The sequence below is a fragment of the Mesorhizobium sp. M0633 genome (assembly GCF_040320645.1).
Lineage (GTDB): Bacteria > Pseudomonadota > Alphaproteobacteria > Rhizobiales > Rhizobiaceae > Mesorhizobium.
The window spans coordinates 258,438-272,061 of record NZ_JAMYQC010000002.1 but is presented as its reverse complement, the minus strand read 5'-3'; the positions used below and the strand labels follow the sequence as shown (position 1 = coordinate 272,061).

The following is a 13,624-nucleotide window of genomic DNA, read 5'->3' as shown; positions in this document are numbered from 1 at the left end:
TGATGCCCTGATCTTCCCTCAAGGGCGCTTGGTTAGTCACTTCGCCTGTTTCGCAAGCCGCCGGCCGAGCCAATCATGCCGGGCTCGCTGGCTGTTGTGGTGCGCATGACACGGACACATGCCAAGGCGGGCTCGAAGACCAAGGTGGGGTCGAAGATGGAATTGCCGCTATTCAGGCATATTGCCTATTCGGTGGTTCTTCCGGACGACACCGGCGATGCTTCGGTGTCGGAATAGCTGCCGGGGACGAAACAATAGGCATAGATCTGTCCCCGATTTTCGTCGGTCACGCGGATCCAATCCTTTTCCCACGTTCGGAAGGTAATACGCCCGCCCGTCATCATAGCTGCGGCTCTGAACGGACTCGGCGCGTTGACAACGCGCACCGAGATAACATCGTCGCCGTCCATACGCTCGACGAGATACGTCTGCATGAAAGCCTCCCCATGCCCCGCTAGATCACCCGCACTTTAACGCCGGCTAATGAATTCGGTTGCAACTGCTTGGCGAAACTTTGGGTCCGATACTTTCCGTACCCACCGGCAACTTGGTCCTCCGTATCCGTCAGGTTTTTCAGCGACGGGATGCCAGTTCAGGGGAGGGCAGGCTGATTGCGGCCATGCCGGCGACATGCCAATCTGCGCCGCAACGTTAGGCCCCTGCCTCCGCGGGCAATGGAAAAGGCGCTCGAATGGGCTCCTTTATGCTGTCCGTGATCTGGCATTCTGCCCGTGATTTGGCCTCATCGGACGACCCTGCAGGCCTTTGCGGGACATCCACATAGCGTGGCGTCGCCATCACCGAGGCATAGCAATGTGCGTCGGCAGAGAAATGGGACGGTTCGAGGTTTTCTGAACCTGCCTCACGACGACTGCGTCGTGTCGACGATCCGTTGGAACAGAAGACCTGGCGCTGGAACGTCAATCGTATTTGGCCAGGAAGCGCCCGACGGCGCTGAGGCAGTCGTACTTTTCCTCCACATGCGGCATGTGGCTGGAATTCGGGAAGACCAGGCCTTCAACGTACGGGATAAGATCCAGAAAGGGCTGGACGCAGGCCTCGGTCGCTTCGTCGTAGAAGCCGCGGAAAACCAGGGTCGGCGCCTCGATCCGATGCAGGCGGTCGACGATGGTCCAATTCCGCATCGTGCCGATGACGTGGAACTCATTGGGACCGTTCATGGTGTGATAGACGGTCGGATCTTCCTCGATTGCCGCAAATGTCCGGGCGACCTCTGGCGGCATCGGAACGACGCGACAGACATGACGGTCGTAGAAAGCCTTCGTCGCCGCAACATATTCGGGGTGATCGGTGGTTCCCGCCGCTTCGTGCCGGTCGAGCGCACTTTGCACATCGGCTGGCAACTCGGTGCGCAATTGCCGGGCTCCTTCCACCCACAGCGCCATCGAGGCCAGCGAATTGGCCAGGATCAATGCCTTGAGCCCCTCAGGGCGGCGCACGGCGTGCTCGGCCGAGAGTATGCCGCCCCAGGACTGGCCGAGCAGGGCATAATGGCCGGCAATGCTGAGATGGGCGAGCAACGCATCGAGTTCGCCCAGGAAGAAATCGACGGTCCAGAAGTCGCCGCCCTTGTCCGGCAGATGGGTCGATTTGCCGTTGCCGATCTGATCGTAGTGGATGACGGCTCGCCCGGTTCCGGCAAGCTCCTTGAATGAGTCCACATAGTCGTGGGTGCAGCCCGGTCCACCATGAGCGACGACCAGGGGCAGCTTGCCCGACCCGAGGTCCCCGGTCACACGGTACCAGGTGCGATAGCCCTTGTAGTCGCTAAATCCTTCGGTGATCGCATGTGCCGTCACAGTCCAAGCTCCGCATCATGGCGCGGCAGGAGCCACTTTGGTGCACCCCTCCCAAGCCTTGTTTGCGGCCGACGGTACTAAGCGGCCCAGCGCATTTACAGCTAGCACTTTTTATAGGTTCGCCGGTTATGGGTTTGCCCGAGGCAAGGCCGATCCCCCGCAGGTCGCGAGCCTCAATGCTCCGGTTCGAGCAGCCGGTAATGGGCGGCGAGCGCGATGGCATGGAAGCGGTTGCGCGCGCCAAGCTTTCGCGTCGCCGCGTTGAGGTGCAGCGTTGCGGTAGGCACCGCGCGGCCAATCTCACGCGCGACCTGCTTGGCCGTCAGTCCGGCAGCGGCCAGGCGCAGGCACTGACGTTCGCGCGACGTCAGATGGACATGTTGGCAGGTGCGGATTCCGGCGTCGAAACCGGCGTAGGCGGAGTCATGCAGCAGATGACCCAGATCTCCGATCTCGGCGATCAAGGGTCTGGCTTCGAGCTCGAACCCGGCCTCCGGATCGGCACGGATCGCGGTGAAGGTGGCGAGATCGCCGCCGGCAAGGCGAATGGGTACGGTGACGCCGCAGGTCATCCTGGTGTCAAGCAAATAGCTGACCACAGGATCGTGCTTGGACTGGAGCACGCGCTGCATGACGGTGCTCTGAACGCCGCTGTGCGACCAGAGAAACGGTCTCGATACGGTGAGCGCGGCCTCCTGCACCGGGTCAAGCTGATAATATCCGCCCTTGCACCAGAGATCCTGCATGTCGCGCGGCACGTTGCGCAGAGCCATCAACGAGGGCGTGATAAGCTCGCCCTTGTGACTGACCGGCACGGGCGTATAGTCGTAGATGAATGCGGTGAAACCGATGGGCTCCAGCACCTCCGTTGCCACCGCCATGGCAGCGTCGATGCTCATTCCGGTTTGGAACCGGCTCTCTAGATCGCCTGGAAGGCTTTGCATCGGGCAAGCTTACCCGCTGATGATTGCTTGTCAAATAGCCATGTCGGCCGGCTGCTCAACAAATAGGCGCGGATAAGCCTGTCCGACCCTATCTATCTTAATAGCTATCCCGTCCGGCTTCGCTCGCCGTAATCTTTTGCGATTGGGCCAAGTAGCGGACACCGTTCGCAAACCCAGACTGTTTCAGCCGCGCAATGGTCGATCGACCGGGTTCAGCGCGGCAAAAGCCGACACGCCTCCATGAGGGAACAAATATGCGACCCCAAAAAGCATTTGCAGCGTTGATACCCTGCCTGGCTCTGCTCGGCGTGACCATGATGTCGCCGGCAAGCAGTGCCTTGGCCACCGAGGGCAAGCCAGGCGGCACACTCCGACTGCTGGCCAATGCCGCGGCAGGCACCGCCGATCCGCACATCAACTACACGCTGCAGTATTTCCAGATCAATTATGTCCTCTACGATGGCCTGGTGACCTACAAGAAGGCCGGGGACAAGACCGGCTTCGAAGTCGTCGCGGACCTGGCGGAAAGCCTCCCGCAGGTCGAGAACGGCGGCAAGACCTACGTCTTCAAGCTGCGCAAGGGCATCAAATTCGCGGATGGCTCGGATGTCACCACGAAGGACGTGGTGGCTTCGTTCCAACGCATCTTCAAGATCAGCGGGCCGACGGCCGGGACCTTCTACAAAGGCATCGTCGGCGCGGATGCGTGCTTGAAGGCCCCCGCTGCATGCACCCTCGAAGGTGGCCTGTCGGTCGACGATGCGGCCGGAAGCATTACCTTCAACCTGGTCCAGCCGGATGCCGAGTTCCTGCAGAAGCTGGCCGTTCCACACGCGTCGATCCTGCCGGCGAGCGCGCCGCTGAAGGACGCCGGCACCCATCCGATCCCGGGTACCGGACCGTACATGATCGCCAGCTACGACCCCAACAAGCTGATGAAGATTGTGCGCAACCCTCATTTCAAGGAATGGAGCAAGGAAGCGCAGCCGGCTGGATATCCGGACGAGATCGACTACGAATTCGGCCTAACCGACGAGGCGGCGGTGACCGCTGTCGAGAACGGGCAGGCGGACTGGATGTTCGACCCACCGCCGTCCGACCGTCTCGCCGAACTCGGCACCAAATATGCCGCGCAGGTCACGGTTCACCCGCTGACGGCAATGTGGTATGCGCCGATGAACACCAATCTGGCGCCGTTCAACGACATCCGCGTTCGCCAAGCCGTGAACTTCGCGATCGACCGCGCCGCGATCGTCAAGCTGTTCGGCGGCAGCAATCTGGCGCAGCCGGCCTGTCAGATCCTGCCGCCGGGCTTCCCGTCATTCGCAGCCTATTGCCCGTTCACCGCCAATCCAGGTGAGAAGTGGTCGGCGCCGGATATGGACAAGGCCAAGCAATTGGTCGCGGAATCGGGAACCGCAGGTCAGGAGGTGACGATCATCACCGAGGACACCACGGTCTCCAAGGCGATCGGCGTCTACCTGCAGGATGTGCTCAACCAGCTTGGCTACAAGACGTCGGTCAAGCCGATCTCGCAGAACATACAGTTCACCTACATCCAGAACACCAATAACAAGGTGCAGATTTCGATCTCGCAATGGTTCCAGGATTACCCGGCGCCATCGAATTTCCTGCAGGTCTTGTTCAGCTGTGCCTCGTTTACGCCGGGCTCCGACGCCTCGGTCAATATTTCGGGGTTCTGCGACAAGTCGATCGACGCATCGATGGACGAGGCAGAGGCAGCCACCATCGCCGATCCGGCCAAGGGCGCGACACTCTGGACCGCCATCGACAAGGCTGTGACGGACAAGGCTCCGGTCGCTGTCCTGTTCACGCCAAAGCGCGTCGATGTGATCTCTTCCAGGCTGAAGAACTTCACCTTCAGCCCGCAATTCTACTGGATTGTCAGCCAGTCCTGGGTGGAATAGCCGACCGGAGCCAATGCGACGGAGTGCCGCTGGCTCTCCGTCGCATTTCCTTTTCCGGCGGATCAGCGCATCTTCCAGGCCGCGATTTTCCCAGGCAACCCTGTTCATGGTCAATGTCATTGCGGACCAGCCTGCCATCCCGGTTCGCCGGGCCACCGATGGCCCGTGGCGCACCGCTTGGCGCAAGCTGAAAGGCGATCGTTCGGCAATATCTGCCTTCGCCGTGCTCGTCGTCATCGTGATCGCCTCGCTCGCGGCGCCGCTTTATGCGCGATACGTCTCCGGCACCGATCCATTTGTGACCAATCTCAATGGCGAGATCGTCGTCGATGGGGTGACCCAGCCGGTGCTGCAGCCCTCCACCGAAGGCCTTGGCCTCGGCATGACGCCGGTCGGGCCGACCTGGCGCATCGGCCCCTATATGCTCGGTGCCGACAACCAGGGCCGTGACGTCGCGGCGCGGCTGCTTTACGGCGGACGGGATTCGCTGTTGATCTCGGGTGCTGCAGCCGTGCTGTGCCTTGTCCTCGCGACATTCCTGGGGGTCGTTTCCGGCTTCTTCGGCGGCATCGTCGACATCGGCCTGTCGCGCATTCTCGACGTGCTCTGGGCTTTTCCGATTTTCCTGTTGGCGATTTCGTTGTCGATCGTGCTGATTGCGCAGAGTATCCAGGTCGGTCCGTTCGAAATCCGCTCCGGCAGCCTGTGGCTACCGGTCTTCATCATCGGCATCGTCTATGTGCCCTATGTGGCGCGGCCGATCCGCGGCCATGTCCTGACCTTAATGCATGCCGAATTCGTCACCGCTGCGATCGGCCTTGGCGCATCGCCCTGGCGCATCCTTTTGCGCGACATCATGCCCAATGTGGTGACCCGCATCATCGTTTTCGTGCCGTTGATCCTGGCGCTCAACATGATGACGGAATCCTCGCTGTCGTTCCTGTCGATCGGCGTGCAGCCGCCGGATGCCAGCTGGGGCACGATCATCCAGGACGGCCAGGGCCTGCTCTATTCGCGGCCGGTCGTGGCACTGGCGCCGGGGCTAGCCATTGTGATCACGGTGCTGGCCCTAAACATTCTGGGCGACGGCGTGCGCGACGCGCTCGATCCGAAATCCTCGCCGAGGGGCGTCTAGTGGTTGCCGCGCTCAGCTTCCGGCTTGGCCAGATGGTGCTGGTTATGTTCGGTATCAGCGTCGTCGCTTTCCTGATCTTCTTTGCGACGCCTGGCGCTGATCCATCGGCGCGCATTGCCGGCCGCAATGCTTCGCAAGAGACGCTGATCCAGGTGCGCCACGATTTCGGTCTCGACCGGCCATGCCGGTGCAATATGGGCTGATGATGAACCGGCTTTTCGTCAGCCGCGATCTCACCTCCTTCGTCAATCGCGGGCAGCGCGTCATTCCGACCGTAATAAGCGCCATTCCCGTGACGCTGTCGCTGGTCGGCGGCGCGGCAGTGCTGTGGGTGCTCGGCGGATTGATCGTCGGTGTGATCGCAGGCGCAACGCGCGGTACATTCATTGATCGCGCGCTGATGATCCTGAGCCTGGTAGGCGTGTCGATCCCGGTCTTCTGGCTGGGCGAGGTCGCCAACCTGCTGACGCAAAGCCGCTGGCACGACAACTGGCTGTTTTCCTGGGTTCCTCCGCTCGGCTACATCCCCCTGACCGAGAATCCCTGGGGCTGGTTCAAGGCGCTCGTCATTCCGTGGTTCACGCTGGCAACCCTTTATGTCGGCCTCTACGGCCGGGTGCTGCGGGCCAGCCTGATCGAGATGATGCAGGAGGATTTCATCCGCACCGCCCGAGCCAAGGGGATCGGCGAGCGGCGGGTGGTGCTGCATCATGGCCTCAGGACCTCGCTGGTCGCATTTGTTACCATGTTCGGCCTCGACTTCGGTGCCCTGGTCGGTGGCGGCGCGCTGCTGACCGAAGTGGTCTTCGGACTGCAGGGCGTCGGAAAACTGACCTACGAGGCGCTGCAGACGCTCGATCTGCCGATGATCCTTGCCACGGTGATCTACGCCGCCTTCTTCGTGGTGATGGCAAACTTCGTCGTCGACGTGGTCTTCGTCTTCATCGACCCGAGGGCTCGCGATGTCGGCTGATGCTCCTCTTCTGGTGGTCAAGGACCTCACCGTCTCCTTCCGCAGCGACGAGGGCCTGGTGCGCGCGGTGGGAGGGGTTTCGTTCTCCGTCGAGCAGCGCGAGATCGTCGGTGTGGTCGGCGAATCCGGTTCGGGCAAAAGCCAGACCTTGCTCGCCATTATGGGGTTGATCGACAGCCCCAACGCTATCGTCTCCGGTTCCATCCGTTTCATGGGACAGGAGCTGATCGGGCTCAAGCGGCGTGCGCTCGATGCCATTCGCGGCCGCCAGATCGCGATGATCTTCCAGGATCCGATGTCTGCGCTCACCCCGGTGCATACGATCGGCAACCAGATCGGCGAGCAGGTCCGCGCGCATGAAAAAGTGTCGGCGAAAGCGGTACGGGCGAGGGCCGTGCAATTGCTGGATGCGGTCGGCATCGCAAATCCGGATCGGGTCATCGACAGCTACCCGCACCAGCTTTCCGGCGGTATGCGCCAGCGCGCGGTGATTGCCATGGCGCTCTCGTGCAACCCGGCGCTGCTCGTCGCGGATGAACCGACTACAGCCCTCGATGTTACCGTGCAGGCGCAGATCCTCGAACTGATCGGACGATTGCGCGACCAGTTCGGTTCCGCTGTGATCCTGGTCACGCACGATCTTGGCGTCGTCGCCGAAGTCGCGGACCGGGTACTGGTGATGTATGGCGGACGCTTTGTCGAGGAGGGCGGCAAGAGCAGCGTGTTCCGGGCGCCGCTGCATCCCTACACATGGGGCTTGTTCGGCTCGATCCCGCCGATGGAGGGACCACGTCCAGTCCGGCTCGCTGCCATTCCGGGAATTCCGCCATCGCTCTCCAACCTGCCGAAAGGCTGCGCCTTCAGCCCCCGCTGCGCCTTTCGCCACGACGCCTGTCTGGTTCAACTGCCGATCATGCAAGGCGAGAGCCATCGCGCCGCGTGCCTGTTGCCGGAGCCTACGCGCAGACAATTCGCTGCCCAGAGGCCTGGCCGCGTGGTCGAGATGCAACGATGAATGCCAGGCCACGCGAACGTCCGCTGCTTCGTGCCGGCGACCTGTCGAAGCGCTATAGCGTCGGCCGCTCGATCTTCCCGGCGCAGCGCCGGACCGTGCATGCGGTTGATACGGTGTCGCTCGACATCTGGCCCGGGGAGACCCTCGGCATCGTCGGCGAGTCCGGTTGCGGCAAATCCACGCTTGGCCGGTGTCTGGTGCGTCTGACCGAAATCAGCTCGGGGTCGCTGGAATTCGAGGGCCGCGACATCAGCGACGCCTCCCAGCGCCAGCTTCGGCCGTTGCGGCGGCAGATGCAGATGGTCTTTCAGGATCCCAGCGCTTCGCTCAATCCGCGCCGGCGGGTCGGCGATCTGCTGGCCGATCCGTTCCGCATCCATGAACGCCTCTCGGCATCGGAAATGGCGGACCGCGTGGCCGAGCTCCTGCGCCGGGTCGACTTGTCGCCCCAGCACGCATCGCGCTACCCGCACGAATTCTCCGGCGGCCAGCGCCAGCGTATCGGCATCGCCCGCGCGCTGGCGCTGCGGCCACGGCTGATCGTGGCCGACGAGCCGGTCTCGGCGCTCGACGTGTCGATCCAGGCGCAGATCGTCAATCTGCTCGCCGACCTGCGCGAGGAGTTCAACTTGACCTATGTGTTCATCGCCCACGATCTTTCCGTGGTGCGTCAAATCTCGAGCCGTGTGGCGGTGATGTATCTGGGGTCGATCGTGGAGAGCGGGCCGACCGACGAGGTCTTTGCGGCGCCCAGACACCATTACACCGCGGCGCTGCGTTCCGCCGTGCCGATACCCAGCATCGACCGGGCGCGGCGCGGCCGGCTGGTGCTCAAGGGTGATCTGCCCAGCCCGATGAACCCACCCTCGGGGTGCCGGTTCCACACCCGTTGCCCAGCTGCCACCCCGATCTGCCGCAGCGACCGTCCGCTTCTCCAAAGCATTGGCGAGGGCCGCCTGGTCGCGTGCCATCATCCCGCCGACGGTTGACTAGGGGAATTCTCGTTCAACGATATCGGATCAGGACCGTTCAGCCGCAATCGTCGCTTCGGCGAGAATAGAGGCCGATCTGGACGCCGCACGATCCGACGCTATGTTGCGATGATCTTCGGAATACCCGTTCAGGCATTCCTCGGCCAATTGCTGGTCGGCCTCATCAACGAGAGCCGGGCCATTTCGCTCGGCTATTCCGTCGCCAACTACAAGCTGGCGGCTTTCGTCATGTCGGCAACATTGGCCGGGCTGGCCGGCGCGCTCAAGGCGATCGTTTTTCAGTTTGCCACGCTCACCGACGTCACCTGGCAGATGTCGGGCGAGGTGATCCTGATGACGCTCCTCGGCGGCATCGGCACCATGGCCGGGCCGATCATCGGCGCCAGTCTGGTCGTCGGCCTGGAAAACACGCTCGCCACCTCGAACTTTCCGGTGACCATCGCCACCGGCCTGACCTTCATGGTCTGCGTGCTGGTTTTCCGGCGCGGTATTGTCGGTGAGGTCTATGCGCGGTTTCTCGGGCCAAAGGGTGACGCGAAAGACTGAACGGCTCAGTTCCGCCTCGCTAGGCGATGCGTAAGCCTTGCGCGTCGAGAAGCACGCAGCCCAGCGGGTCGAAGCAGACATCGACCGCTTCGCCTTCACGCAGCGGCTGGCCGTCGATCAACGTGTTGGCGCGCACCAGCGTGCCGGCGCCGATGTCGATCTCGTAGACCGCATTGCCGCCGAGATAGGAGGTCGAGACGATCCGTCCCGCCAGCCTGTTGGCAGCACCGGCGGTACCGACGGTAAGCTTCTGCGGGCGAACGACGACGGTGACCGCGCTGCCGGTCGCGAGCGCCTTCGGCGCGGCCGCCTTTACGACATGGCCGCTGGCCAGCGCGATCGTCGCCATCTTGCCGTCCATCACTGTCACGCTGCCGGGCAGCATGTTGGCCTTGCCAAGGAAATTGGCGACGAATGCGGTGGCCGGCTGGTCATAGACCTGCGCGGGAGAGCCGATCTGCTCGATCAGGCCGGCGTTCATCACGACGATGTGGTCGGACATCGACAAGGCTTCTTCCTGGTCGTGCGTCACGAAGATAGCGGTGATGCCCGTCTCCCTCTGGATTTTCTTGATCTCGACGCGCATGTCCTCGCGCATATTGGCGTCGAGCGCCGACAAGGGCTCATCCAGCAGCAGCACTTCCGGCTCGAAGACGATGGCGCGGGCCAGTGCGATGCGTTGCTGCTGGCCGCCCGAGAGCTGCGACGGCAGCTTTGTCTCACTGCCGGGCAGCCGCACCATATCCAGCGCCTTCTTGACCCGGCGCACGATTTCCGGTTTCGGCACGTTTCGGTATTTCAGGCCGAATGCGACGTTGTCGAAGACGTTCTTGTGCGGAAAGAGCGCGTAGTTCTGGAACACCAGACCAATGTTGCGCTTGTAGATCGGGATGTCGTCGACCCGCTTTCCGCCGATCGAGATCTGGCCACCGGAGATGTCGACCAGGCCCGCGATCGAGCGCAGGATCGTCGTCTTGCCGCACCCGGACGGCCCCAGCAAGGTGACGAAACTACCCTTGCGGATCGCCAGTGAAAAATCGCGCACAGCGGCGAACTTGCCGTAGAAAATATCGATGTCGCGAAACTCGACCGCAGGCTTTCCTATCGGCTGCCGCTCGCTCTGGGCGAGCGGGTCGCCATCAGCCCCGGCCGAAGCCGGCCGGGGCTGCTGGTCGTGGCTGTTGTCGTCATGCACCTTTCGACACCCTGTCCCATTGCTTGGTCCAGGCGTCTTCGTTCTTCGCCCAGTAGAGCGGATCGGCGAAGGTCAGCGATTTCATCGATCCAGTCGGGTCGAAGGCCGGAAGCGCCGCGATCTTGTCGGTCAGCTTCACCTTGGTCGGGTCAAGCGATGGCGGATAGTTCTGGCCCTCGGCGACGGCGATCGACGTGGCCGGATCCAGCATGAAATTGATCAGCTCCTCGCATTCGGCCATCGGCGATCCCTTGAGCACCAGCATGTCCTCCATCCATGCGTATGAGCCGGCAGGGTCGAGATAGCCGATCGGCTGGCCCTGCTGCTGCAGGGCGGCGACACGTCCTGACCAGGCGTCAGTGACGACGATCTCGTTTCGCGACAGGAGGTCCATGAGTTCCGCGCCGGAACTCCAGAACTTCTTGGCCAGGTCGCGGGTCTCGCGAACCTTGGCCCAGACCGCATCCATGTCCTGGATGTTGTTGGGGTCCTGTTTCATCTGCAGTGCCGCATACCAGACGCGCGTCGTCATATCGGCGTAGCCGCCGATCTTGCCGGCATATTTCGTGTCGGTAAGCAGGTTGGCGCCCTTTTCCTTGGCTTCTTCCGGCGAGATGACCTTGTTGTTGTAGGCGATGCCGGTGGTGCCGTAATCATATGGCACCGCCGACAGCTTCGGCGTGATCTTACGGAACGGCTCGATCATGGCGGTCAGCACATTCGCCATGTTCGGAATGTTCGCCTCGTTGATCTCGGAATTGAAACCGCCATTGACGTATTTGATATAGTAGTTGACGCCGGAAGAATGGACGATCTGGAAGTCGCCTGGTTTCGACGTCTTGATCTTGGTGATGATCTCGTTCTCGTCGCCAAAGGTGCCCTGGACGACCTTGACCTTGGACTTGGCGGTGTAAGGCTGGAACGCGTACTTATCGATCGCCTCCTGCACCACGCCGCCCCATCCGTCGAAGCGCACTTCCGAAACCGCGGCGAGCGCCCGTCCCATCCAGGGCATGGAAAGCCCGGTGGCGGCGGCAGCGGCGGCCGTCAGCGTCAGGAACGATCGGCGGCTGATGTCGCCATTGGCATAGCGTTCGTTGAGCCGTTCCAGTCGTTTGGTGGTTGTCAGTTTCATTTCCATTCTCCCATTTTCATCTTCACTTGCCTGCCTTGAACCAGGTGAGGCTTTGCAGGACGAGCCCGCCAGCCAAGGGAATGCCGACCGTCAAAAGGATCATGACGGTTCCGAGCGCGTTCACCTCGGGGCTGATCGAGATCTTCAGCATCGAAAGGATTTGCGTCGGCATGGTCTCGACGCCCGCCGGCCGCCAGAACAGGCTGGCCGAGGTGTTGTCGAACGAAATGGTGAAAGCGAGCAGAACACTGGCAAGCACTGCGGGAATGAGCAGCGGCAGCGTGATTTCGCGGAATGTCGACACACGCGGCGCCCCGAGCGAAAGCGCCGCCTCCTCATAGGAACGTTTTATGCCGACCATGCGCGCCTGGACGATCAGCACCACGTAGGGGAGCGTGAGCAGAATGTGGCCGAGCACCAGCAGCGTCATGCTGCGCGGCTGGTCGACGGCTTTGATCATGACCAGCAGGCCGACGCCGAGTATCGTTTCGGGGACCAGCGCGGGAAGAATGACAAGCGTGTTGATCGCCTGCTTGCCACGGAACTCGAAGCGCACCAGCGCCAATGCCGCCATGATGCCGAGCAGCGTCGTCACCGTTGCCGTCACCAGGGCAATCCACATCGATGTCCGGAAGGCGTCGAGAACCGGCTCGTTGGTGAGCAGCTTTTCGTACCATCGCAGGCTGAAGCCGGTGAGGGGAAAGCCGCCGAACATCGAGGCGTTGAAGGAAAGCACGACCGTGGCGAGGATCGGCGCAAACATGAAGATGTAGACGCACACCGTGATCGCGCCGGTCAGCCGCCACGCCCATCTGCCTTCGCGATTGGGATGATCCGCTCTCATGCACTGAGGCCCTTCATGATCTGCGATAGGCCCATATAGCGGCTGTAGGCGGCCGCGGCCGCGCCGAGCAGGACGAACAGGACGATGGAAAGCGTGGCGCCCATCGGCCAATTGAGCTGCCCCATGATGGTGTCGTAGATCAAGTTGCCGAACAGCGCATCGCGGCTGCCGCCGAGCAGCTGCGGCGTCACATAGGAGCCGGCCGCCAGCACGAAGCAGAGCAGCAGCCCGGCGCCCAGCCCCGGCATCGATAGCGGCAGGGTCACTTCGCGAAACGCCTGCGCGCTGGTACAGCCCATCGAGCGGGCGGCGGCGATCAGCGTGCGGTCGATGCTTTCCAGGCTGACATAGACGTTCAGGATCATATAGGGCAGCAGAAAATGCAGCAGCCCCATGATGACGGCGCCCTCGGTGTAGAGCATCGGCAACGGCTCGTTGATAACCCCCAGCCTGATGAGCACGACGTTGATCAGCCCCTGTTCGCCGAGAATATGGATCCACGAGAATGTCCGGATGGTGAAGCTGATCCAGAACGGCACGATGAGCAGCAGCAACAGCAGCCATTTGTGCCTGAAGGTCGTGGCCCAGATGAAATAGGCGGGGAAATAGCCAAGGATCGCGCAGATCACAGCGGTGATGGCGCCGACGCGAACGGTCTTCCAAAGAAAACCGTGATAGTAGCTGTCGGTGAGGAATTCCTTCCAGTTGTCGAAGGTCAGCACCGCCGATTCCACCCCCGCGGTGACGAAGGTGAAAAACGTGTAGACCGTCATCATCGCGATCGGCAGCAGCAGAAGCAGGGTAGGCAGTAAAAGCACAGGCGCGACGAGGACCCAGGCCAGTCGCTGATCGTATAATTTCCACCCTTTGGTCACGACCCGTCCAACCACTCTATGTGCAAGCCGCCATCACCGGGCTCGGCTCCGGACTAGATTGGGCGATCGGCGTTCAGGTGTCCACTCTGCATATGGCTCCTGCACAAATTCTGTGCAGGGCCACCGCGCGACCCTCGCCCTGCCGGATTCAACAAATTGCCCGGCGTTCCGCCTGCACATTGATTAAATCAGATATCCCGATATACAGGGTAATTTCGGATA

The 13,624-nt window shown here is 62.0% G+C and carries 13 protein-coding genes and 1 pseudogene; 7 read left to right on the top strand and 7 right to left on the bottom strand.

Annotated features, from left to right (window positions below; genetic code table 11):
* Positions 1–185: 185 nt before the first annotated feature.
* From NKI47_RS03210 to NKI47_RS03200, 3 genes are all read right to left on the bottom strand, one after another.
* On the bottom strand, positions 186–434 hold the full coding sequence (locus NKI47_RS03210) for a hypothetical protein (protein ID WP_156937305.1): 249 nt from the start codon (positions 432–434) through the stop codon (positions 186–188).
* Positions 435–920: 486 nt separating this feature from the next.
* The gene (locus NKI47_RS03205; protein ID WP_023675634.1) at positions 921–1,820 is read right to left on the bottom strand and encodes a proline iminopeptidase-family hydrolase; all 900 of its coding nucleotides are present in this window, start codon (positions 1,818–1,820) and stop codon (positions 921–923) included.
* Between the two features lie 173 nt (positions 1,821–1,993).
* Positions 1,994–2,719, bottom strand: coding sequence for a LuxR family transcriptional regulator (locus NKI47_RS03200; RefSeq protein WP_245274646.1), 726 nt, complete (start codon positions 2,717–2,719; stop codon positions 1,994–1,996).
* A 299-nt stretch (positions 2,720–3,018) separates the two neighbouring features.
* On the opposite strand from NKI47_RS03200, the gene NKI47_RS03195 reads away from it, so the two are divergent.
* The 7 genes and pseudogenes from NKI47_RS03195 to NKI47_RS03165 all read left to right on the top strand — a co-directional run.
* Positions 3,019–4,692, top strand: coding sequence for an ABC transporter substrate-binding protein (locus NKI47_RS03195; protein ID WP_352587391.1), 1,674 nt, complete (start codon positions 3,019–3,021; stop codon positions 4,690–4,692).
* A 106-nt stretch (positions 4,693–4,798) separates the two neighbouring features.
* On the top strand, positions 4,799–5,827 hold the full coding sequence (locus NKI47_RS03190) for an ABC transporter permease (RefSeq protein WP_352587388.1): 1,029 nt from the start codon (positions 4,799–4,801) through the stop codon (positions 5,825–5,827).
* Entirely contained in the window at positions 5,827–6,030 is a 204-nt protein-coding gene (locus tag NKI47_RS03185; RefSeq protein ID WP_352587385.1) for a hypothetical protein, read from the top strand. Before NKI47_RS03190 ends, NKI47_RS03185 begins: the two co-directional genes overlap by 1 nt.
* Positions 6,009–6,800 carry an ABC transporter permease gene (locus NKI47_RS03180; protein WP_352587382.1) on the top strand — a complete coding sequence of 264 codons (792 nt, stop codon included), beginning with the start codon at positions 6,009–6,011 and terminating at the stop codon, positions 6,798–6,800. The genes NKI47_RS03185 and NKI47_RS03180 overlap by 22 nt, the downstream gene beginning before the upstream one ends.
* The gene (locus tag NKI47_RS03175; protein WP_352587379.1) at positions 6,790–7,815 is read left to right on the top strand and encodes an ABC transporter ATP-binding protein; all 1,026 of its coding nucleotides are present in this window, start codon (positions 6,790–6,792) and stop codon (positions 7,813–7,815) included. The genes NKI47_RS03180 and NKI47_RS03175 overlap by 11 nt, the downstream gene beginning before the upstream one ends.
* Positions 7,812–8,804, top strand: coding sequence for an ABC transporter ATP-binding protein (locus NKI47_RS03170; RefSeq protein ID WP_352587377.1), 993 nt, complete (start codon positions 7,812–7,814; stop codon positions 8,802–8,804). Before NKI47_RS03175 ends, NKI47_RS03170 begins: the two co-directional genes overlap by 4 nt.
* A 168-nt stretch (positions 8,805–8,972) precedes the next feature.
* Positions 8,973–9,353 (top strand): annotated as a pseudogene (locus NKI47_RS03165) (branched-chain amino acid ABC transporter permease); the annotation flags it as partial.
* Positions 9,354–9,372: 19 nt separating this feature from the next.
* On the opposite strand, the gene NKI47_RS03160 reads toward NKI47_RS03165, so the two are convergent.
* From NKI47_RS03160 to NKI47_RS03145, 4 genes are read right to left on the bottom strand one after another with little or no spacing between them, the layout of a single operon-like run.
* Positions 9,373–10,548 (bottom strand): ABC transporter ATP-binding protein, encoded by a 1,176-nt coding sequence (locus NKI47_RS03160; RefSeq protein ID WP_352587374.1) that lies wholly within the window; start codon positions 10,546–10,548, stop codon positions 9,373–9,375.
* Complete coding sequence (locus NKI47_RS03155; RefSeq protein WP_352587371.1) at positions 10,541–11,683, bottom strand: extracellular solute-binding protein; 1,143 nt, start codon at positions 11,681–11,683, stop codon at positions 10,541–10,543. The genes NKI47_RS03160 and NKI47_RS03155 overlap by 8 nt, the downstream gene beginning before the upstream one ends.
* Before the next feature lie 22 nt (positions 11,684–11,705).
* Positions 11,706–12,527, bottom strand: a complete 822-nt coding sequence (locus NKI47_RS03150) for an ABC transporter permease (RefSeq protein WP_023675644.1) — start codon at positions 12,525–12,527, stop codon at positions 11,706–11,708.
* A complete protein-coding gene (locus NKI47_RS03145; RefSeq protein WP_352587368.1) occupies positions 12,524–13,402 on the bottom strand; it encodes an ABC transporter permease in 879 nt (292 codons plus the stop codon). Before NKI47_RS03145 ends, NKI47_RS03150 begins: the two co-directional genes overlap by 4 nt.
* Positions 13,403–13,624 lie beyond the last annotated feature (222 nt).